The organism is Stenotrophomonas sp. STEN014 (genome assembly GCF_056760315.1).
The window spans coordinates 260179-279928 of sequence record NZ_JBRREN010000001.1 but is presented as its reverse complement, the minus strand read 5'-3'; the positions used below and the strand labels follow the sequence as shown (position 1 = coordinate 279928).

17 protein-coding genes are annotated in these 19750 nt (G+C 68.9%); 6 read left to right on the top strand and 11 right to left on the bottom strand.

Annotated features, from left to right (window positions below):
- Positions 1-62: 62 nt before the first annotated feature.
- Entirely contained in the window at positions 63-1433 is a 1371-nt protein-coding gene (gene mgtE, locus ACVOMC_RS01070) for a magnesium transporter (RefSeq protein ID WP_481522497.1), read from the bottom strand.
- A 323-nt stretch (positions 1434-1756) separates the two neighbouring features.
- On the opposite strand from mgtE, the gene ACVOMC_RS01065 reads away from it, so the two are divergent.
- A complete protein-coding gene (locus tag ACVOMC_RS01065) occupies positions 1757-3568 on the top strand; it encodes a monovalent cation:proton antiporter-2 (CPA2) family protein (RefSeq protein WP_481522496.1) in 1812 nt (603 codons plus the stop codon).
- Between the two features lie 24 nt (positions 3569-3592).
- On the opposite strand, the gene ACVOMC_RS01060 is transcribed toward ACVOMC_RS01065, so the two are convergent.
- Positions 3593-6922, bottom strand: coding sequence for an ankyrin repeat domain-containing protein (locus tag ACVOMC_RS01060; protein ID WP_481522495.1), 3330 nt, complete (start codon positions 6920-6922; stop codon positions 3593-3595).
- Positions 6915-7190: a YcgL domain-containing protein gene (locus ACVOMC_RS01055; protein WP_057505558.1), complete on the bottom strand. Its 276-nt coding sequence runs from the start codon at positions 7188-7190 to the stop codon at positions 6915-6917. Before ACVOMC_RS01055 ends, ACVOMC_RS01060 begins: the two co-directional genes overlap by 8 nt.
- Before the next feature lie 243 nt (positions 7191-7433).
- Between ACVOMC_RS01055 and ACVOMC_RS01050 the strand changes: the two genes are divergently transcribed.
- The 5 genes from ACVOMC_RS01050 to ACVOMC_RS01030 are packed head-to-tail and all read left to right on the top strand — an operon-like array spanning position 7434 to position 13160.
- A complete protein-coding gene (locus ACVOMC_RS01050; protein WP_054660556.1) occupies positions 7434-8633 on the top strand; it encodes a beta-ketoacyl-[acyl-carrier-protein] synthase family protein in 1200 nt (399 codons plus the stop codon).
- Positions 8634-8638: 5 nt separating this feature from the next.
- Entirely contained in the window at positions 8639-9427 is a 789-nt protein-coding gene (locus ACVOMC_RS01045; protein WP_481522494.1) for a beta-ketoacyl synthase chain length factor, read from the top strand.
- The gene (locus ACVOMC_RS01040; RefSeq protein WP_481522493.1) at positions 9420-10250 is read left to right on the top strand and encodes a glycosyltransferase family 2 protein; all 831 of its coding nucleotides are present in this window, start codon (positions 9420-9422) and stop codon (positions 10248-10250) included. Before ACVOMC_RS01045 ends, ACVOMC_RS01040 begins: the two co-directional genes overlap by 8 nt.
- Positions 10247-11863: an NAD(P)/FAD-dependent oxidoreductase gene (locus ACVOMC_RS01035; RefSeq protein WP_481522492.1), complete on the top strand. Its 1617-nt coding sequence runs from the start codon at positions 10247-10249 to the stop codon at positions 11861-11863. Before ACVOMC_RS01040 ends, ACVOMC_RS01035 begins: the two co-directional genes overlap by 4 nt.
- Before the next feature lie 22 nt (positions 11864-11885).
- Positions 11886-13160, top strand: coding sequence for a cation:proton antiporter (locus ACVOMC_RS01030; protein WP_481522491.1), 1275 nt, complete (start codon positions 11886-11888; stop codon positions 13158-13160).
- A 70-nt stretch (positions 13161-13230) separates the two neighbouring features.
- On the opposite strand, the gene fabG is transcribed toward ACVOMC_RS01030, so the two are convergent.
- Genes fabG through ACVOMC_RS00990 form a run of 8 tightly spaced genes read right to left on the bottom strand, consistent with a single transcriptional unit; the run spans position 13231 to position 19656 of the window.
- On the bottom strand, positions 13231-13962 hold the full coding sequence (gene fabG, locus ACVOMC_RS01025; RefSeq protein ID WP_481522490.1) for a 3-oxoacyl-ACP reductase FabG: 732 nt from the start codon (positions 13960-13962) through the stop codon (positions 13231-13233).
- Between the two features lie 34 nt (positions 13963-13996).
- A complete protein-coding gene (locus ACVOMC_RS01020; protein ID WP_481522489.1) occupies positions 13997-14431 on the bottom strand; it encodes a hotdog family protein in 435 nt (144 codons plus the stop codon).
- The gene (locus tag ACVOMC_RS01015) at positions 14418-16763 is read right to left on the bottom strand and encodes an MMPL family transporter (protein ID WP_481522714.1); all 2346 of its coding nucleotides are present in this window, start codon (positions 16761-16763) and stop codon (positions 14418-14420) included. Before ACVOMC_RS01015 ends, ACVOMC_RS01020 begins: the two co-directional genes overlap by 14 nt.
- The gene (locus ACVOMC_RS01010; RefSeq protein ID WP_057505551.1) at positions 16754-17416 is read right to left on the bottom strand and encodes a LolA-related protein; all 663 of its coding nucleotides are present in this window, start codon (positions 17414-17416) and stop codon (positions 16754-16756) included. Before ACVOMC_RS01010 ends, ACVOMC_RS01015 begins: the two co-directional genes overlap by 10 nt.
- Complete coding sequence (locus tag ACVOMC_RS01005) at positions 17319-18308, bottom strand: LpxL/LpxP family acyltransferase (protein ID WP_054659921.1); 990 nt, start codon at positions 18306-18308, stop codon at positions 17319-17321. Before ACVOMC_RS01005 ends, ACVOMC_RS01010 begins: the two co-directional genes overlap by 98 nt.
- Positions 18305-18604, bottom strand: a complete 300-nt coding sequence (locus ACVOMC_RS01000) for an ApeI family dehydratase (protein ID WP_481522488.1) — start codon at positions 18602-18604, stop codon at positions 18305-18307. Before ACVOMC_RS01000 ends, ACVOMC_RS01005 begins: the two co-directional genes overlap by 4 nt.
- A gap of 52 nt (positions 18605-18656) precedes the next feature.
- Positions 18657-19376, bottom strand: coding sequence for a ketosynthase (locus tag ACVOMC_RS00995; RefSeq protein ID WP_481522487.1), 720 nt, complete (start codon positions 19374-19376; stop codon positions 18657-18659).
- 10 nt (positions 19377-19386) lie between these two features.
- Positions 19387-19656: a phosphopantetheine-binding protein gene (locus tag ACVOMC_RS00990; RefSeq protein WP_054659917.1), complete on the bottom strand. Its 270-nt coding sequence runs from the start codon at positions 19654-19656 to the stop codon at positions 19387-19389.
- Positions 19657-19750 lie beyond the last annotated feature (94 nt).

Below are 19750 nucleotides of genomic sequence, written 5' to 3'. Positions count from 1 at the left end.
CCCACGCGTGCAAGTGGCATGCGTGCGATCAAATCCGCACGCATCCGCCGGCATCTTCCCGGTTACAGCAAGGTGCCGCGCAGGATCAGCGCCGCGATGCTGAAGTAGATGACCAGCCCGGTAACATCCACCAGCGTGGCCACGAACGGCGCCGAGGCACTGGCCGGATCGAAGCCCAGCCGCTTGAGCGCGAAGGGCAGCATCGAGCCCGACAGCGAGCCGAGGGTGACGATGCCCACCAGCGCCGCGCCGATGGTCAGTGCCAGCAATCCCCAGTGCTCGCCGTAGTCGTGCAGCCCGCCGAGCTGCCACACGCTGATGCGGATGATCGCCAGCACGCCCAGGATGCCGCCCAGGACGATGCCGGTGGGCAACTCGCGCAGCGCCACCTTCCACCAGTCGCGCAGACGCAGCTCGCGCAGTGCCAGCGAACGGATCAGCAGCGAGGTCGCCTGCGAGCCGGAGTTGCCGCCGGAGCTCATGATCAGCGGGATGAACAGGGTCAGCACCACCGCGCGCGCCAACTCCTGCTCGTAGTGCTGCATCGCGCTGGCGGTGAGCATCTCGCCCAGGAACAGCACGCTCAGCCAGCCGGCGCGCTTGCGCAGCATCTCGAAAAAACCGATCTGCATGTACGGCCTGTCCAGCGCCTCGACGCCGCCGAACTTGTGCACGTCCTCGGTGGATTCATCGATCAGCGCATCGAGGATGTCATCGACGGTGACGATGCCCAGCATCCGCCGCTGCGCATCCACCACCGGAATCGCCAGCAGGTCATGGCGGCGGATCAGCCGCGCCACTTCCTCCTGGTCCAGCAGCGGATCGACGGTGACCGGCGGATTGAGCTGGGCCACACTGAGAATCGAAGCGTCCGGCGCGCCGGTGATCAGCCGGCGCAGGGTCACCACCTGCTGCAGCTGGCCGCTGGACGGATCCAGCACATAGATCGCATAGACGGTCTCGCGCGAGCGCTCCACCTCGCGGATGTGTTGCAGGGTCTGGGCCACGCTCCAGTCGGCCGGCACGCCGACAAATTCGGTGGTCATCAGGGCGCCGGCGGTATCGGGCGGGTAGCCCAGCAGCAGCTGGATGGAGTGGCGCGCTTCCGGCGCCAGCAACGGGATCAGCCGCGCGCGGTGGCTGTCATCGAGCTCATGGACGATATCGGTGGCACGGTCGTCGGCCATCAGCCCCAGCAGCGCCGCCGCGCGCGGGGGCGGCAGCGCGGCGACCAGCTGCCCGGCGCGCTGCAGCTCCGGCGCCTCGAGCAGTTTGACCGCGCGTGGCAGCGGCACCGCGGCCAGCGTATCGGCGGCCCGCGGCAACGGCAGCGTGTTGAGGAACTCGACCGCGTCGGCGGTGTTGAAATCGGCAAGCGGGGCGTTGGCGGCGACGGTGTCCGCCGCCCCGCGCAGGTGCTGCTTCTGGTTCATGTTGATTCGCCTGTCTACGTTGCGACCGCAACGCCAGTACCGGCGAACCCGCCCCTGTCAGGCGGCCACCGTCACTGGCGTCGAACAAGGTCGACTTCTACTGTCACTGGACATGGGAGGGACTCCGGGAAGATGCTGCGCGGGCTGGCCGGCAACGCGACGAGTCTGGCCACCGCAGCCGGCGGGGTCAACCGCGCGCGGTGAGGTGAAGGGCGGATCGGCCTGCGCGCTGCACCTGCGTTGACGGCGCAACCCGCATAATGGCGGCCGGCCGGGCGATGCCAGTGCGGTCTGGCGGTTCTACCCAGAGGAGCACGCGTTACATGCATGGCGGCGGTTTCGAACTGGCTCTGGTGCTGCTGCTGGCCGCGGTGATCGCCGTGCCGGTGTTCAAGCGCTTCGGCCTGGGCGCCGTGCTGGGCTACCTGGCTGCGGGCGTGGTGCTGGGCCCGCATGTGCTGGGCTTCGTGCAGGATGCCGACCGCGTCCTCAATGCCGCCGAGACCGGTGTGGTGATGCTGCTGTTCGTGATCGGGCTGGAGCTCTCGCCGGCACGGCTGATGGTGATGCGGCGGCCGGTATTCGGCGGCGGCACGGTGCAGGTGCTGCTCAGTGCCGCGGTGCTCGGCGGGCTGCTGCTGATCTACCACTTCCACTGGAAAACCGCGCTGGTCATCGGCACCGCGCTGGCGTTGTCCTCCACCGCGGTGGGCCTGCAGCTGCTGTCCGAACACAAAGCGCTGAACAGCGACTATGGCCGTTTCGGTTTCGCCATCCTGCTGTTCCAGGACCTGGTCGCCATTCCGTTGCTGGCGGCCATTCCGCTGCTGGGCGGGGTCAAGAATGAAACCCTGACCTGGCAGGATGCGGCCATCGCCCTGGGCGCGCTGGGGCTGGTCATCGGGCTGGGGCGGCCGCTGCTGCGGCAGATCTTCCTGATCGTGGCACGCACGCGCATGCCCGAGGTGTTCACCGCCACCGCGCTGCTGGTGGTGCTGGGCACCGCCTGGCTCATGGCCGGGGCCGGGCTCAGTGCCGGGCTGGGCGCGTTCGTGGCCGGGGTGCTGCTGGCCGACTCCGAATTCCGGCACGAGATCGAATCGCAGATCGAGCCGTTCAAGGGCCTGTTGCTGGGCCTGTTCTTCATCGCCGTGGGCATGGGCATCGATCTGGAGCGGGTCGCCGCCGAACCGGAAGTGATCGGCATCGGCGTGGCGATCCTGCTGCTGGTGAAGTTCTCGATCCTGCTCGGGCTCGGCCTGGCCACGGGCATGTCGCTGCGCAGCGCGTTGATGCTGGGCAGCGTGCTGTGGCTGGGCGGCGAATTCGCCTTTGTGGTGTTCAACGAGGCCGAGCGCGCGCACCTGCTCGGCCGCATCAACCATGACCGGCTGGTGGCCATCGTCAGCGTATCGATGGCGATCACCCCGCTGCTGTTGCTGGCGCTGCAGCGGCTGCTGCAGCTCAAGCCACCGGTGCACGCGCCGGAGCATGCGCCGGACGAGACGCTCAAGGATGCCGGCGCGCAGCGGCCGCAGGTGCTGATCGCCGGCATGGGCCGGTTCGGCCAGATCGTCGGCCGCGTGCTGACCGCCCAGCGCATTCCGTTCGTCGCGCTGGAATCGGACCCGGAAACGGTCGAGGACCTGCGCCGCTTCGGCAACAAGCTCTATTACGGCGACCCGACCCGCCCGGATCTGCTGCGGGCGGCCGGTGCCGAGCACATCCGCGTGTTCGTGATGGCCATGGACAACCCGGAAACCAATCTGCGCGCGGTACGGCTGGTACGGCGCCTGTATCCACACGCCACCGTGCTGGCACGCGCGCGCAACCGCCAGCACGCATGGAAGCTGCTGGACATGTCGGCCGAACCGTTCCGCGAAGTGCTCGGCTCCAGCCTGGAAGCCAGCGAGCGGGTGCTGACCGCGCTGGGCATCGCCCCGGCGGTGGCGCAGGACCATGTGCAGCGTTTCCGCGAGCACGATGCGCAGCTGCTCCGGGCCCAGCACCTGGTCTATGACGACGAGGCGGCGGTGATGCAGACCTCGCGCGACGCGCGTGCGGACCTGATGCAGCTGTTCGAAGCCGATGCCGGCGACGCCGCGGCGGCCGCGCCGCCCGATACCCGCCCCTAGCCCACGACGCCGGCGGGTGACCGGTCAGCGGTGGTCGCGCAGGAACCGGGCCATCGACGATACGCCCGGCACCGCCGGTTCGAATTCGCCGGCCACGTCGATGAAGCCGCGCATGATGGCGATGTCGCGCGGAGTCCGGTTCAACGCGTCGCGCAGGTCCGGATCGGCGCCGGCCCGCAGCAGGCGCTGCACCAGCAGCGGCAAGCCGTGCAGCGCGGCCAGATGCAGCGGGCCGAAGCCACGCGGATCGCGCACTTCCAGCGACACGTCCTCGTCGAGCAGGCGCTCGACCGCGGCCAATACCACCTGTTCGTCACAGACGGTACCCGGTTCGGCTCGCGCCCCCAGCAGCAGCAGCAACGGCGTCACCGTCCCGGCCGAGGCCTGGTCCGGTTCGGCACCGGCCAGCAGCAGCGTATCGAGCAGGGTCAGCAGGCGGGTGCGGTCGCGTGCGGTGAAGCCGTACAGCGTGGCGCAGTGCAGCGGCGCCAGCTGCTGGTCGTCGCCGGCATGCACGTCGGCCCCGGCAGTGAGCAGGCGCGCGACGATATCCGGCAGGCCCAGCGCGGCGGCCAGCATCAGCACGGTGACGCCGCCCGGCAGGCGGTGTTCGAGCTGGGCACCGGCATCGAGCAGCGCGGTGACGATTGCCGTTTGCCGCATGCTGACGGCCGCCGACAACGGCGTGGCACCGCTGGCCGCGGCGTGTTGCGGATCGGCACCGCGTGCGAGCAGCAGATCCACCACCACCGCATGGCCGCCGCCCGCGGCCCGCAGCAGGCCGGTGCAGCCCTGCGCATCGACCGCATCCACCGCAAAACCCAGATCGATCAGGCGACGCACCGCATCGGCGTCACCGGCCATTGCCGCGGCCGGCACATCGGCCTCGCGCAGCGGGCGCAACGGCAGCGACCAGCCACGCCAGTCCAGCCAGTCGGCCAGATCGCGGCGCCCGCTCGACAGCGCCACACCCAGCGGCGTCTGCCCGTCGGCGGCGCGTGCCTCGGGCGAAGCGCCCTGCAGCACCAGCAGTTTCAGCGAGGACTCGCGGCCCAGTGCGGTGGCCAGATGCAGCGCGGTCATGCCGTGGCTGTCACGCGCCTCGCGATCCACGCCCATGGCCAGCAGGCTCTGCTGCAGTTTCAGCCAGCCCAGACGCACCGCCAGTGACAGCGCCGGATCCCCGGCCGGGGCCGCGCCGAACGGATCGGCACCGCGTTCCAGCAGCTCCAGCGCGAACTGTTCGATACCGCGCGCGGCATGATCGTGCTGCACGCAGGCCGCGAGCAGCCGTGCCAGACCGCCACGTCCGGCCGGCGAGACGCCGTGCTGCAGCAGCACCTGCAAGGTCGGCAGCGCATCGGCACCACGCGCCAGCAAGGCGAACATCGGGGTATCGCCACAGGCATCGAGCACCTCCGGCGCCGCGCCCTGGCCCAGCAGCCAGTCGACCACGCGCGGCTGCAAGGCCAGCTGCGGATCATGCAGCAGGCCGCCCAGCTCCTCGGCCGAACACAGCCGGGCCAGCGCCGGCATGCCGTCGAAATTGGCGAACACCAGCGCTTCGCGCAACAGCACCAGCGGCGCGCGATCGGGCAGTGCCGCCAGCGTCTGGCTGTCGCCAGCGGCCTCACCCGTGCCGGCATCGCTGACAGCCGCCGGCAGCGGATAGGCCGGGTCCAGCAGCGAGACGATCGACCAGCGACCGGCGGCGGCGGCGTGGTCGACGGCGCGGCGGCCATCGGCGCCGACGCTGTCGGCCGGAATCCCCAGCTCCAGCAGGCGCTGGATCAACGCCACCGAGACATGTTCGGCACGGCTGGCCAGCAGCACGGCATTGCTGCCCTCGCCATCGACCGCGATCACATCCGGCTTGTATGCGAGCAGGCGCTCCAGCACACCGGCATGGCCGTGCGCGGCCGCATCCAGCCAGGGCGTGCGCCCCAGTGCATCGCGTGGCTCGACGTTGGCCCCGGCACTGAGCAGGGTTTCAACAATATCCACGTGGCCGGCCGCCGCGGCCTCATGCAGCGCGCTGCGCCGCTGCCGGTCGCGCGCGTCCAGCCGCGCCTTGTGCTTGAGCAGCAGCTGCACACCGGCCGGGTCATCCTCGTCGGTCGCCGCGGCCGCAATCAGCACCGGAATGCCGTCCTCCGGCTCGGGCCGGGCGCCGCGTTCGAGCAGGAACCTGGCCAGCCGCCAGTTGCCGGCCTGGCAGGCCAGTGCCAGTGGACTATGGCCGTCGTTGTTGAGCGCATCGATCTCGGCGGCGGCGTCGCGCAGCAGCGCGGCCACGCCCGGATCGGAACTGCGCGCGGCATGATGCAAGGGCGTGTTGCCGTCGGCATCGGTTGCGCGCGGGTCGGCGCCGTTGGCCAGCAACGTCATCACCGCCTCGGGCCGGCCGTGCCAGCTGTCGCGGGTGGCCGCCAGCAACGGCGTCATGCCGCGATGGGACTGATTCAGATTGACGCCACGACTGATCAGCGCCCGCAGTACACGCAGATCCGGCAACACCGCGGCCAGTACCGCCAGGCTGCGCTGGTCACGCGCCGCCGTCGGCGGCGGTGCATGCGGATCGGCTCCGGCCTCCAGCAGCTGCAACGCGCGATCCACGCGGCCGCCACGCACCGCCTCGTACAGCTGCGGCACCAGTTCATGCTGCGCCAGCGGTTCCAGCGGCACCGGCGTGATGGCCGCCTCGGCAAAGGGATCGAAGGTTTCCACCGCCGGGGCGGGAGCGGCGACGGCCGGCGCGGCCGGCATGCGCTGCAGCAGCGCGTGCAGCAGTGGCGCGGCCAGCGCGGTAGCCAGCGCCAGCGGCCAGCGCAGGCCCTCCGGCAGCAGGCCCGGCCAGGCCGGCAGCACGACCGCGGCGCACAACAGCAACAACAGCAGCGCTGCACCCAGCCCCTGCCAAGAAGTGAGGCCACGCCCGGCCAGCGCCTGCCATTGCATCGGCAAACGGCTGTCCTCACGCTCCATCGCATGCCACAACGGCCACGTCCGCCACAGTCCCAGCACCGCTACGCTCACCGCCACGCCCAGCGCCAGCACCGCCGCCAGACTGCCGCTGTCATGCAGCGCCGCCAGCGGCCAGGCCACCAGCAGCGCCACCACCGCGGTGCCCACCAGCCACAGTCCGGCCAGTTCCGGCAGCGCACGTTTGAGCAGCGCACCTGCCGGGGCCTGCGCGCGGGTACCGCGCCCCCATGACACCGCCAGCGCGAACGCCGGCTGCGCGAGCACACCGCACAGCGCCGCCACCACGCCGCCGAACGCCGTGGCCAGGCTCAACACCAGACCCGTCGCCAGTGCGGCGGCAATCGCACGGGTGCGCGTGTGATCAGTCATCGCGACCGTCGATGCGGGCGATTTTTACCGGCGCCAGCGGTTGCGGCGGCAGCTGCAGATGGAATCCGCGCTCGACCAGATTCGCTCGCACGAGCGCGGCGTCGGCCTGGGCCAGGCGACGCTCGGGAGTCAGGGCCACCTCCATCACGAAGGTGTACGGTGCAAGCGTGGCACCCAGTGTGGCCGGGATCACATCGAAATCATCACGCTTGGCAAGATAGACGTAGGTGTCCTGCTTGCGTTGGCTTTTATAGACGTAGGCTTGCATGCCCATGGGGCGTTGCCCTGGGATTGAGTGGCCATGATTGTGGAGGAAATGCCGCAGCGGCGAAAGGCGCGCCCTGTGCGCGTGCCACGGTTTCAGCCGTGCGCATTGCGGTTGTTCATCAAAATCCCACGCTGCGCCGGAAGGTGACAGCGTCACCTTCCATTTCCGCCCACAGCCCCGCCTATATACTCGCGCCATCGACCGCTCCTGGAATACCGCGTGACCGCAGCATCGCCGCCCCGCATGACGCCTGTCTCCATTCGCGCCTTTACCGCCACCACTGCACTGGGTGCCGGACTGGCCGCGCAGCGGCACGCTCTGCGCGATCGGCGCAGTGGTTTGCGCCGCAACGACTTCGGCCCCGATCCGCTGGAATGCTGGATCGGCCGCGTCGACGGACTGGAAAGCGCCGCGGTTCCCGAGGCGCTTTCCGCCTACGATTGCCGCAACAACCGCCTGGCCTGGCTGGCGCTGCAGCAGGACGGTCTGCCGCAGCAACTGGCCGCGGCCATTGCCCGCCATGGCGCGCACCGCATCGCAATCGTGATCGGCACCTCGACCTCAAGCATTGGCGCCACCGAAGAGGCCTACACGCGGCTCGAGCCCGATGCCGAGGGCGTCCCTCAGTTTCCGGCCGATCTGCAACGGGCGCGTATCCATTCACCCCATTCGCTCGGCGAGTTCGTGCAGCAGGCCACCGGCCTGCGGGGCCCCTGCGTCACCGTGGCCACGGCCTGCTCTTCCAGCGCCAAGGTGTTTGCCCAGGCCGCCCGCTGGATTTCCGCCGGCATTGTCGATGCCGCGCTGGTGGGTGGCGTGGATACCTTGTGCGGCAGCGTGCTGTTCGGCTTCAACGCACTGCAGCTGGTCTCGCCCACCCCGTGCCAACCCTTCGATGCACGCCGCAGCGGCCTGTCGCTGGGCGAGGCCGGTGGCTTTGCACTGCTGGAACGTCTCGATCCCAATGACGGCGCTGCGCTGCGCCTGTGCGGCTATGGCGAGTCCAGCGACGCCCACCATATGTCCGCGCCACATCCGCAAGGGCTGGGCGCGCGGCTGGCCATGGCCGATGCCCTGCACCGCGCCGGTATCGACGCCAGCGAGGTGGGCTACCTCAACCTGCATGGCACCTCGACCCCGGCCAATGACAGTATCGAAGCACGCGCGGTGGATGCGCTGTTCCCGCCGACACTGCATGCCGGTTCAACCAAGGGCTGGACCGGACATACGCTGGGCGCGGCAGGCATTGTGGAATCGGCCATCGCGCTGCTGGCCCTGTCGGACGGCCTGCTGCCGGGCACCCTCAACAGCGAGGTCCGCGATGACGCCTGCGGTGAGCAGATCCATTTTGAAAATGCACAGCGATCCATCCGTTACGCGATGAACAATTCATTCGGTTTTGGCGGCAACAACTGCTCGCTCGTGTTCGGCAGGGCGGACTGATGGCGATGCTTGAAGCAACCCTGGAAGGTGTGGGTTTCTGGTGCACCGGCCTGCCCTCGTGGCAAGCGGCGTGTGATCACGTGCGCACAGGGGCGATCCCGGAAGGCGCACCCGCGCGGCCGTCGGCGCAGCTGCTGGCCGCCAATGAACGCCGGCGGGCGCCGGAGACGGTGGCCGTGGCACTGGACGTGGCACTGGCGGCCTGCACCCGCGCCAGCCGCGATCCGGCCAGTCTGCCGTCGGTGTTCACCTCCACCCACGGCGACCTGGCCATCACCGATTACATGTGCGCGGCGCTGACCCAGGACCCGCGCGCACTGTCACCGACCCGCTTCCACAACTCGGTGCACAACGCGGCGGCCGGTTACTGGACCATCGGTGCCGGCGCATTGCCGCCGGCCACCGCGCTGAGCGCCCACGAGGCCAGCTTCGCGCAGGGCCTGCTGGAAGCGCTGGCGCAACTGGCCAGCGGTAGCGAGGCGGTGCTGCTGGTGGGCTACGACAGCCAGTCCACCGGTCCGTTGGGCCAGGTCTCGCCCAGTCGCGGCCTGCTCGGCGGGGCGCTGGTGCTGTCCCGGACACCCGCCCCCGGGCAGCCGAGGCTGCAGGTCGCCTTGGGCGACGCAGCCAACGCATCGGCGCCAGATGCCGACGGGCCGTTGTCACGCTGGATGCGCGGCAATGCGATGCTGCCGATGCTGCCGTTTTTTGAAGCGCTGGCGCTGGAACGGACCCAGGTGCAGCTTGCGGCCGGTAACGGGCAGTGGTTGAGCATAGGGATCGCTTATGACTGATAGGGCTCCTCTCACCGCGGACGAGGTCGCCGTCCTGATCCCGGCGTTGAACGAATCGCTGCGGATCCGCGAAGTGGTGTCGGGCGCGCTGGCGCACCATCGCCATGTGATCGTGGTCGACGACGGCTCCGACGATGACACCGCCGGATGCATCGCCGACCTGCCGGTGATCCTGCTGCGGCACAGCCGGCGCATGGGCAAGGGCCATGCGCTGCGCAGCGGGTTTGCCGAGGCGCGCGCCCGCGGCCTGCGCGGGGTGCTGACCATGGACGGCGACGGCCAGCATGCCGCCAGCGACCTGCCGCGCCTGCTCGACAGCGCCAACCGCCACCCCGGCTGCATCATCATCGGCGCGCGCCTGCGCAAGCGGGCGCTGCAACCCATCCACCGGCGGCTGGCCAATGAGTTCGGCGACTGGGGCATCGCCTGGGGCACCGGCTACCAGGTCGCCGACAGCCAGAGCGGGCAACGTTTCTATCCCGAGCAGGTACTCGCGCTGCAGGACATTCCCGGCGAAGGCTTCGTGTTTGAGGCACAGGTGGTGATTTCAGCCGCACGCCAGCTGGGCACGCGTTGCGTGTCGGTACCGATCGAGTCGCGCTACCAGAGCGCGAACAGCAGCGAACAGTTCCGCCGCAGCCACTTCCGCCCGCTCAGCGACCTGTACCGCATCACCAGCCACATCGTGCTGCAGGCCTTGCGTTACGGCCACATCCGCGCGGTGTACCGCGCCATCCAGGCCAATCCGCCGCTGATCGACGACCCCAGCGGCGAGTTCGGCCCGCCTGTCGCCGTGTCCAGCCCCCACCGGGAGCACGTATGAATTCTGCCGCCACTGATGTCCTGATCATGGGTGGCGGCCTGGCCGGCCTCAGCCTCGCCATCCAGCTCAAACAACGCGATCCGACACTGGCGGTGACGGTCATCGAACGCCGCGCCCATCCGGTGCGGGAAGCGGCCTTCAAGGTCGGCGAATCGACGGTGGAAATCGGCGCGCACTATTTCGCCAACGTGCTCGGTTTCAAGGACCACCTGGAAAGCCGGCATATCCGCAAGTTCGGGTTCCGCTTCTTCTTCTCCGAAGGCCAGCACGATATGGCTGCCTGCACCGAACTGGGCGTCAGCCGCTTGCTGCCAACGCCCTCGTGGCAGCTTGATCGTGGCCGCTTCGAGAACTTCCTCGGCGAACAGGCTGTCTCGCTCGGGGTGCGGTTCCTGGATGAGGCGGTGGTACGCGGCATCGAGCTGGGTGAGGGCGCGGATTCCCACCAGGTCCGCTACGAACGCCAGCAGCAGACCACGACACTGCACGCGCGCTGGCTGGTCGATGCCAGCGGCCGCGCCGGGCTGCTCAAGCGCAAGCTGGATCTGGCGCAGGCCAACGCACATGAAGCCAATGCCGTGTGGTGGCGGGTCGATGGCCACATCGATCCCAACCAGTGGAGTGATGATCCGCAGTGGCAACAGCGCTGCACACCGCCGGACCGCTGGCGTTCGACCAATCACCTGTGTGGCCCGGGCTACTGGTTCTGGCTGATTCCGCTGTCCTCCGGCGCACATTCGCTGGGCATTGTCTGCGATGCCTCGATGCATCCGCTGGAGCAGATGAACACCCATGAGAAAGCCATGGCCTGGCTGCAGCAACACCAGCCGCAGATGGCCGCCACCTTGCAGCAGCCACAGCACACGCTGCAGGACTTCCTGTTCCTGCGCAAATTCTCCTATGGCTGCAAGCAGGTGTTCTCGGCCGACCGCTGGGCGCTGACCGGCGAGGCCGGGCTGTTCCTGGATCCGTTCTATTCGCCCGGCAGCGACTTCATCGCCATCAGCAACGGCTATATCTGCGACCTGATCGAACGCGACCGCAAGCAGCAGACGTGGGCGCCGTATGCGGAGATCTACCAGCAGGTGTACTTCTCTTTTTACGAGAACACCCTGACCCTGTATCAGGACCAGTACCCGCTGTTTGGCGATGCCCAGGTCATGCCGGTCAAGGTGATCTGGGATTACACCTACTACTGGGCATTGCTGGCCCCGCTGTATTTTGCCGACAAGCTCACCGACATCGGGCTGCTGGGACGGATACGGGACCTGTTCCAGCAGGCCCGGGCCCTCAACCTCGGTATGCAGGCGCTGTTGCGCGACTGGGGTGCGCGCAACCAAGGTCCATTGCGTCCGGATGGCCGCCTGCTCGACCAGCACGGCATCGACTGGTTCTACGCCATGAACCAGTCCCTGCACGAACAGACCGAAGTCGCTGACGAGGTGCTGGTGCAGCAGCTGCACGGCAATGTGCAGCGCATGCGCCAGCTGGCCGGCGAGGTACTGGAACAGGCGCGCCTGCGTCACCCGCAGATCGACAGCCATGGCCTGGAAACACTGGCCGCGGCAACGCCGGCCACCGCGCCGTCACTGGCCGCCCACTGGTACGGCTGAGCCGTCCTCCGCGAGAAAGCCGATGTCACATACCCCGTTGTTGCTGCAGCTGCTGGTGATCCTGGCGGTCGCTCGCCTGTGCGGTCTGCTGCTGCGTTATCTGGGCCAGCCGCCGGTGATCGGCGAGATGGCCGCCGGCATCGTGCTGGGTCCGATCGTGCTGGGCGCCGCGTTTCCAGGCTTCCACGCCACCCTGTTCGCCCCGGCCTCGCTGCCCGCGCTGTCGGCGCTGTCGACACTGGGACTGGTGCTTTTCATGTTCATCGTCGGTGCCGAATTGCGCGCGCCCGACGGTGTGCGTGCGCAGCTGCGCAGCGCCGGCTGGGTCGGCATCCTCAGCGTCCTGCTGCCGATGGCGATGGGCATCGGCATCGCGCCGTGGCTGCATCCGACGCTGGCCCCGGCCGGCGTCGGCTTCTGGCCGTTCGCACTGTTCATGTCCGCGGCAATGTCGATCACCGCCTTCCCGATCATGGCGCGCATTCTCAAAGAACGCGGCATGACCCATACCCGTATCGGACGGTTGTCGCTGTCGGCGGCCGCCATCGCCGATGTGTTCGCCTGGATGATGCTGGCGCTGGTGGTGGCGCTGATCGGTTCGGGCGAGGGCTACACGGGCTTTCTCAAGACCACCCTGGGCCTGGTACTGCTGTGCGCGCTGGTGTTCGGCGGCCTGCGTCCGCTGTTCGGCGGGCTGCTGCGACGCTACGCGGCCGATGGCGTGCCATCCGGGATGATGATGGCGGCGCTGTTGATCGGCATGTTCGCCTGCGCCGCCACCACCCAATGGCTGCACCTGCATCCGGTGTTCGGCGCGTTCCTGTTCGGCGCCTGCCTGCCGCGCGACGACCGCCTGCTCAAGAGCCTGATCGAGCGGCTTGAACACGTGGCGGTGATCGTACTGATGCCGGTGTTCTTCGCACTGGCCGGGCTGGACACCAGTGCCGACGCCTTTGTCGGGGCCGGGCTCGGTGCGCTGGCGCTGATCCTGGCCGCGGCGGTGCTGGGCAAAGTGCTGGGCGGCGCAGCCGGGGCCCGCATCGGCGGCTACCCCTGGCGGGATTCGTTTGCGGTGGGCTCACTGATGAACGCGCGGGCGCTGATGGAGCTGATCGTGATCAAGGTCGGGCTCGATGCCGGCCTGATTGGCCAGGAGCTGTTCACGCTGCTGCTGGTGATGGCGATCGTGACCACACTGATGACCGGGCCGTTGCTGACCCTGTTTGCCGGAAGGCGGCAACCGGCGTCGGGCACGCAAGGGCCTGGCCGCATCACGGAAACCAGCCCGCCCCGGTGAGGCGCGCCGGCCGGGCACAGCCGGGGCCGGAGGCAATCCACGCCGTCCGCCTCCACTACCGCAACGCCACTCAGCCCATGCCGCCGTTGATCCCGATCACCTGGCCGTTGATGTAACCGGCCGCATCGCTGCACAGGAAGGCGACCAGCGCGGCCACTTCCTGCGGCGTGCCGGCGCGCGCGGCCGGCACCGTCTGTTTGATCAGCTCGGCGGGAAAGGCGTCGGCGGCCATCTGCCCTTCGATCACCCCGGGGGCGACCACGTTGACGCTGATGCCGCGGCTGGCCATCTCGCGCGCCAGTGACCGGGAGGCACCATGCAGACCGGCCTTGGCCGCGGCGTAATTGGTCTGGCCGCGATTGCCCAGCACCGCGGCCACCGAGGACACACTGACGATGCGGCCCCAGCGGGTGCGCGCCATCGGCAGCAGCAGCGGCTGGGTGACATGGAAGAAGCCGTGCAGTGACACCTCGATCACTCGGGTCCACTTGGCCGCGTCCATCCCGGCCATCGGCGCGTCGTCGTGGATGCCGGCGTTGTTGACGATGATCTGCACCGGGCCATCAGCCAGCAGCGCCTCCAGCGCCTGCGCGGTGGCTGCGCCATCGGCGACATCGAAGGCCACCGCCTGGGCACTGCCGCCGCTGGCGAGAATCTCCTGCACCACGGTTTGGGCGCGGACGAGGTTGGCATTGGCATGCACGATCACATGGTGGCCGTCGGCGGCCAGCTGGCGACTGATGGCGCCACCGAGGTCACCGCTGCCTCCGGTCACCAGGGCGCGTCGGGGAGTAGAGGTCATGGTCGGATCCGTGATCGGTCGAAAAAGAAGGAAATCATGCCAGCGGCTGCAGCATCACCGCCGCGCGGCCTTCGGCCAGCAACTGGCCTTCATGCAGGATGCGGAAGCCGTACTGCTGGCTGGCCTCGGCTTCCACCAGCACCTGTGCATGCGCCTGGATCAGGCCGGGCAACTGGTCGATGCGCGACACATGCAGCTGCACATCACGCAGCGCCACCAGCACGCCCGGCGCCGCCCGGCCGCCGTGATCGCGGGCGCGCAGCCCGCCATGCACCGCCATCGCCTGCGCGCCGTATTCGCACAGATGGATGACGCCCAGCTGCCCGTTGTGGCGCAGCGGATGCTCCGGGTCACGATGGTTGCCGGCCTGCAGCTGCACGCTGCCGGCATCCCAGTGCAGCACGCGGTCCCACAGGCACATGCCGCCCTGGTGCGGAATCATCGACAGGATCTGCTCACGCGTGACCATCGGCACTCTCCCGCGACGGATGACGCGATACCAGCAGCGCCAGCACGAAGTTGCACACCACTCCCAGAGCGACCGTGCTGCCAATGGCGCGCAACACCGGAATCGAGGACCACGCCAGCAGGCTGAACACCAGCAACGTCATCAGGCTGCAGACCAGCAGGCCATGCAGGGTGCGCAACTGGTCGGCATGGTTGTCGCCGGCATGCTCGAAGAACAGCCCGTAATCCAATCCCAGCCCGGCGGCCAGGATCAAGCCGATCAGGTGGAACAGGTTCAGTTCAACACCGCTGCCGCGCAGCAGCGCCAGCACCAGCAGCGTGCTCAGCGCCATCGGCAGCAACACCCGCCATACCCGCCGCGGCGAGCGCAACGCCAGCCAGACGGTGGCGGTCAGCAGCACCATCGCCACCGCCAGCGCCAGCAGCACGCGGCCGCGGTAGGCGGCCACCAACGTTTCGGAGGCCTGCTTCATGTCCAGCAGCTCGGCGCCGTGCGCACGCGCGGCGCTGGCCACGGCGGCCACGTCGTGCAGCCCGCCCAGCGAAACCAGCGCAGTGGCATGATCCGGCCCCTGCAGCAGCAAGCCCCCCACCGCGGTCGCCAAGGGCGTGCCCTCCAGATCGGCGGGCTGCAACGGCGGCGCGCTGCGGGCCTGCTGCAGATCCCGCACAAACGGCGCGAAGGCATCGGCGCGGAACGGGGTCTCGGCGACCGCGGTATCCAGCGCTTGTTGCACGGTGGCGGTGTCGGGCAATTGCGCCTGGCGCCTGCGCTGGGTGGCGGCGCTGGGCAGGTAACGCGCCGCCATGTCATAGCTGTCCAGCGCGCCTTCGCCCACCAGTCGCTCCAGGGAAGGGCGCAGCTGTTCCGAAGCCGCCAGCACTGCCTGTGCATTTTCGCCACGCAAGGTCAGCACATAGCGCACGTCTGGCGCGCCCAGCTCCTTGCGCAACTCGGCATCGCGCTGCAGATCCTGCGGATCGACCGGGGTCAGCCGCCCCAGATCGTTCTGCCAGAACGCCCCCGGCGCCCACAGCAGGGCGACCACCGCCGCCAGCGCCAGCGCCGCCAGCGACCAGCGCGGCCGCGGCAGCCGCTGCACCTGTCGCCAGATGCGCGCCAGCAGGGCCGAATCGGCGAAGTCGCGGGTCGGCGGATCGACCAGTGCCGGCAGCAGGTAGCGCGTGGCCAGCGCCGCGGTCAGCAACGCGGTGATGGTGAACACCGACAGCTGCTTGAGGCCGTCCACGCCCGAGAACAGGAAGGTGAGGTAGGCAATGCAGGTGGCGATCACCCCGGTGCCCAGGGTCGGCCACAGCGCGCGCACGTTGTCCCACGGTGACCGGCCCGGACGCTGGTGGCTGAAGAAGTGGATCGGATAATCCTGCACCACCCCGATCAGGGTGAAGCCGAAAGCGATGGTGATGCCGTGCACCCCGTCAAAGCCCAGCGCCACCGCGCCGAGCCCTGCCAGACCGGCACTGGCCAGCGGCAGGAAGCCCAGAATCGGCATCTTCCAGCTGCGGTAGGCCAGCCACAGCAGCAGGATCATGCCCAGCGTATCCAGCGTACCGATGGTGCCCGCTTCGCTGGCGGTGCGATTGCCGATCTTGACCGAAAACGCCCCCGGCCCGCTCAGCTCCAGCCGGCTGCCACTGTCGGCTGAAACCTGCGCGAAGGCGCGCTCGACCGCATCCACCGCCGCTTGCTGACCGCTGGGATCAAACCCGGCGGCATGGGTCTGCATCAGCAGCAACGCCTGGGTACCGGTGCGGTCGAACCACACCTCTTCCAGCCGCTGGGGCGCGTTGGCCGGCTGCAGTGATTCGGCCACCCGCAGGATCTGCAGGGTCGGGTCGGAGGCCAGCAGCGGCTCGATCAGCGCACCGGCCGGCGAGCCCAGATCCTGCACCCGTGCCTGCAGTTCCTCGCGCAACGTCGCAGTGGAGAACGCATCGTCCGGCAACTCGCCCAGCAGATAGCGGTATGGCAGCAGCTGCGGCGCAATGGCCTCCAGACCGGCCTGTTCGCCGTTGGTGACCAGTTCGAACTGCGGATCCCGTGCCAGTTGCGCGCGCAGCGCCTGTGACTGCGAGGCCAGTTCGAGCGGCGCCGCGCCGGACAGCGCGACCAGCAGCAGGCGGGTGCCGGGACCTTCGCCCAGTTCGTCCAGCAGCAGCTTCTGCGCCGGGGTCTGCGCATCGGGCATGAATTTGCGCAGGTCGCCGCTGAGCTGGACGCGCGCGCTGATCCACGCGCTGGCCACCGCAAGCAGCAACAGCCAAGCGATCGCCAGACCGATGCGCTGCTTCGATGACAGGCTCAACGCGATCCACCGTCGTGGCACAACGCCGTCAGGGCGTCGGCATCGCGTACCGCGGCGGCGGCCACCGCGGCACCACCGAGCAGGGTCCGCTGCACATCGCCCTTGGCCGGGCGCGTTTCAATGCAGCGCAGCTCGTTGCCGCGGCCGTGCAAGGTGATGCTGGCCACCCGCCGGGCCAGCGCCTCGCCGCGCGGCGCCAGTCGCAGCTGCCATCGCTGCGGGGTGCCTTGCGGCTCAAGCCGGTAGGCCTGCTCCAGCGCCGCCTGGTCGCCCGACAGCAGCGCGCCGAAGCTGGTCTGCAGGTCGGCCAGTTCCGGCACCCGCTGCAGCGCGAATACCCGCGGCGGCTTGCCGGCACGGGCAATGCTGACCTTGCCCTCGGCAATGGTGGTGGTTTCGGCGTAAGGCGCGCTCACCTCGCGCACCAGCGTGGCGTTGTCGGGGCGCCGGTACTGGCCTTCCACCCGCAACGGCTCCTTCAGCAGCGCCGAACCGCGCAACTCGACAAAGCCGGTCTGGCTGGGTGCCGGCTGGGCCAGTTGCTGGAGGATCCAGCGGGCCTCAAGGGCGCTCGCCGAGGCTGTCAGGGCCGTGCTGGAGATCAGCAGCAGGAGTGCGCGCCGGGTCCACCGGGGCAGGGAACGCGTGGTCATCGGCATGCCAGAAATCATAGAAATTGAACCAGTTGTAAGGGGCACTGCGCAGCCGCGACTCCAGCCGTGCGGCGTAGCGCTGGACCAGCTGTGCCAACGCGCCGGCACGCTCGCGGCGCGGGATCTCGACGACGTCGTCAAACGCCTCGAACACCAGATCGTAACGGTTGCCCCCGCGGTACAGACCAAATGCCAGTACCACCGGCACCTTCAGCACGGCGGCAATCAGCCACGGCGCGGTGGGAAATGGCGCAGGCGTGCCCAGCAGTGGCGCGGCGACCGACGGCTCTCCCGGCCGCGCGCGATCCACCAGCATCGCCACCAGCGCCCCTTCCTCGAGCGCCTGCTTGATCGCCATCACGATGGAGGGGCCGTCCTGGCCGGCATCGATGATTCCGGCCGCCAGCACCGGATCCAGTTCGGCCAGCACCTCGGTGATCGCCGGGTTGTGCGCCTTGTCCAGCAGCACCCGCAGCTGGATGTCCGGGCGTTGCCGGCCCAGCGCGCGCAGCGCGTCGAAACTGCCCAGGTGCGAGCCGAACACCAGTACCCCACGGCCCTGGTCCATCGCCGCGTGCAGCTGCTCCAGACCGACATTGTGGATATCGAACAAACGCATGCGCCCACCGAGCATGAACACCCGGTCCAGGATGGTGGCCGCGAACGTATGGATATGCCGGGCGACTTCGGCCAACGAGGCGGGGCGCCCATGCACCCGCGACAGGAACGCGCGCGAGGCGTTGCGTTCGGCGCCGCGCATCAGCAGGAAATACAGGGTGATCGGATACAGGCAGAGCCGCGAGACGCCGCGCCCGCCATAGCGGGCGATGGCGGCAATCAGCCGGATCGCACCGCGGCCGCCGCCTTCAGGACGGCGCTTCCAGTCGACCTCGCTCATGCCAAGGCGTCCGGCGTTGCCATCACCAGCTCACCGCGCACCAGCAGCTGCGCCTCGCGCAGCACCTTGAAGCGCCAGCGCGGCGCGGCGCCTTCCAGTTCTATCGTCGCGACCTGATCCGGCAGCAGCGGCGCCATGAACTTCACCTGCGGCAGGCGCACGGCGGTGACCGGCACGCCGCACTGGCCACTGATGGCCAGCAACACCTGCTCCAGCACCACCACGCCCGGCACCAGCGGCCGCCCCGGGAAGTGGCCGGGCAGGCAGGGATGGTCGGCGGGAATAGTGAATTGCATGGCATCCACCGGAACAAGGACGGCCGCAAAGGATAACCGGCGCCGGTACCGCTCAGCGCAACAGGTCGCGCCAGAACGCGGGACCCAGCTGCGCCATCTGCCGCGCGAACTGCACGGCGTTGCGATCTGGACGGTCCGGGAACAGGCGCGTACGCAGCGCGTATTCGAGTACGAAGAACCCTCCGATCAGGCCCCAGTTGGCGATATTGGCGCACCATGACCACTGCTCATGGGTGACCGGCCACCACGGCCGCAGGCCCAACATGACCAGCAGCCCCCCCGGTACGGCGCTGGCCGCCAAGGCAAGGTTCAAGGCCGCCAGCAGCACCAGCACCGCCACCCAGGCCCCGGTCAGGTGGCGGGTATAGCGCTCCAGCGCGGCGGTCACCGGCATGCCGGCACGCTGATACAACGCGCGCATGATGCGCCCGATCAACGGCACCTGGCCTGCGCCCAGCGTGCGGGCGAACCCCCACGCCACCAGCAGCGGGAACACCACCGGCGGGGCCAGCAACAGCATCCACGCCAGCGGCGAGCCGGCCAACCACACCAGCGCCAGCGTGCACAGCAGCAGTAGCGGCAGGGCCCAGCCGCGGCGCTGTGCCAGCGGCGCCAACAACAGCAGCAGTACCAGACTGAACATCGCCGCCGCCGCCCAGATCCCGTCGCTACGGAGGCTGGCCACGTGCGACAGCAGCGGGTAGGCCAGCAGCAGCAGCATGCGGATCAGCGCAGCGGCCGCACCGTGGCCGGAAGGAGGCGCAACAGCCACGCGCTCCACCTCAGGCGGGCTTGTTGGCGTCGATATGAGCCGAAAGCGAGCGCAGCGACGTGAAAATACGCCGGTTGTCCTCATTGTCCGAGCGCAGCTGGAAGCCGTAGCGCTTGCTGATGGCCAGCGCAAGCTCCAACGCATCAATCGAATCCAGGCCCAGGCCGTCATTGAACAGCGGCGCCTCCGGATCGATCTGCGACGGAGTGACGTCCTCCAGGTTCAGGCTTTCCACCAGCAATTCAGCCAATGCGGCCTCGGACGGGGTTTGTGGCGACATGTACAGGTCCAGCGACGATTATGGAGGCGTAACGATCCGGCATCACCGTCGATAGCGCAACCGCGGTGGAAAAAACACGCGCGCTATCATGTGC

What these genes read in the sequence shown, in the direction of transcription:
- mgtE (WP_481522497.1), bottom strand. Translation starts at nt 1,433, where the DNA reads ATGAACCAGAAGCAGCACCTGCGCGGGGCGGCGGACACCGTCGCCGCC.
- ACVOMC_RS01065 (WP_481522496.1), top strand. Translation starts at nt 1,757, where the DNA reads ATGCATGGCGGCGGTTTCGAACTGGCTCTGGTGCTGCTGCTGGCCGCG.
- ACVOMC_RS01060 (WP_481522495.1), bottom strand. Translation starts at nt 6,922, where the DNA reads ATGACTGATCACACGCGCACCCGTGCGATTGCCGCCGCACTGGCGACG.
- ACVOMC_RS01055 (WP_057505558.1), bottom strand. Translation starts at nt 7,190, where the DNA reads ATGCAAGCCTACGTCTATAAAAGCCAACGCAAGCAGGACACCTACGTC.
- ACVOMC_RS01050 (WP_054660556.1), top strand. Translation starts at nt 7,434, where the DNA reads ATGACGCCTGTCTCCATTCGCGCCTTTACCGCCACCACTGCACTGGGT.
- ACVOMC_RS01045 (WP_481522494.1), top strand. Translation starts at nt 8,639, where the DNA reads ATGCTTGAAGCAACCCTGGAAGGTGTGGGTTTCTGGTGCACCGGCCTG.
- ACVOMC_RS01040 (WP_481522493.1), top strand. Translation starts at nt 9,420, where the DNA reads ATGACTGATAGGGCTCCTCTCACCGCGGACGAGGTCGCCGTCCTGATC.
- ACVOMC_RS01035 (WP_481522492.1), top strand. Translation starts at nt 10,247, where the DNA reads ATGAATTCTGCCGCCACTGATGTCCTGATCATGGGTGGCGGCCTGGCC.
- ACVOMC_RS01030 (WP_481522491.1), top strand. Translation starts at nt 11,886, where the DNA reads ATGTCACATACCCCGTTGTTGCTGCAGCTGCTGGTGATCCTGGCGGTC.
- fabG (WP_481522490.1), bottom strand. Translation starts at nt 13,962, where the DNA reads ATGACCTCTACTCCCCGACGCGCCCTGGTGACCGGAGGCAGCGGTGAC.
- ACVOMC_RS01020 (WP_481522489.1), bottom strand. Translation starts at nt 14,431, where the DNA reads ATGGTCACGCGTGAGCAGATCCTGTCGATGATTCCGCACCAGGGCGGC.
- ACVOMC_RS01010 (WP_057505551.1), bottom strand. Translation starts at nt 17,416, where the DNA reads ATGCCGATGACCACGCGTTCCCTGCCCCGGTGGACCCGGCGCGCACTC.
- ACVOMC_RS01005 (WP_054659921.1), bottom strand. Translation starts at nt 18,308, where the DNA reads ATGAGCGAGGTCGACTGGAAGCGCCGTCCTGAAGGCGGCGGCCGCGGT.
- ACVOMC_RS01000 (WP_481522488.1), bottom strand. Translation starts at nt 18,604, where the DNA reads ATGCAATTCACTATTCCCGCCGACCATCCCTGCCTGCCCGGCCACTTC.
- ACVOMC_RS00990 (WP_054659917.1), bottom strand. Translation starts at nt 19,656, where the DNA reads ATGTCGCCACAAACCCCGTCCGAGGCCGCATTGGCTGAATTGCTGGTG.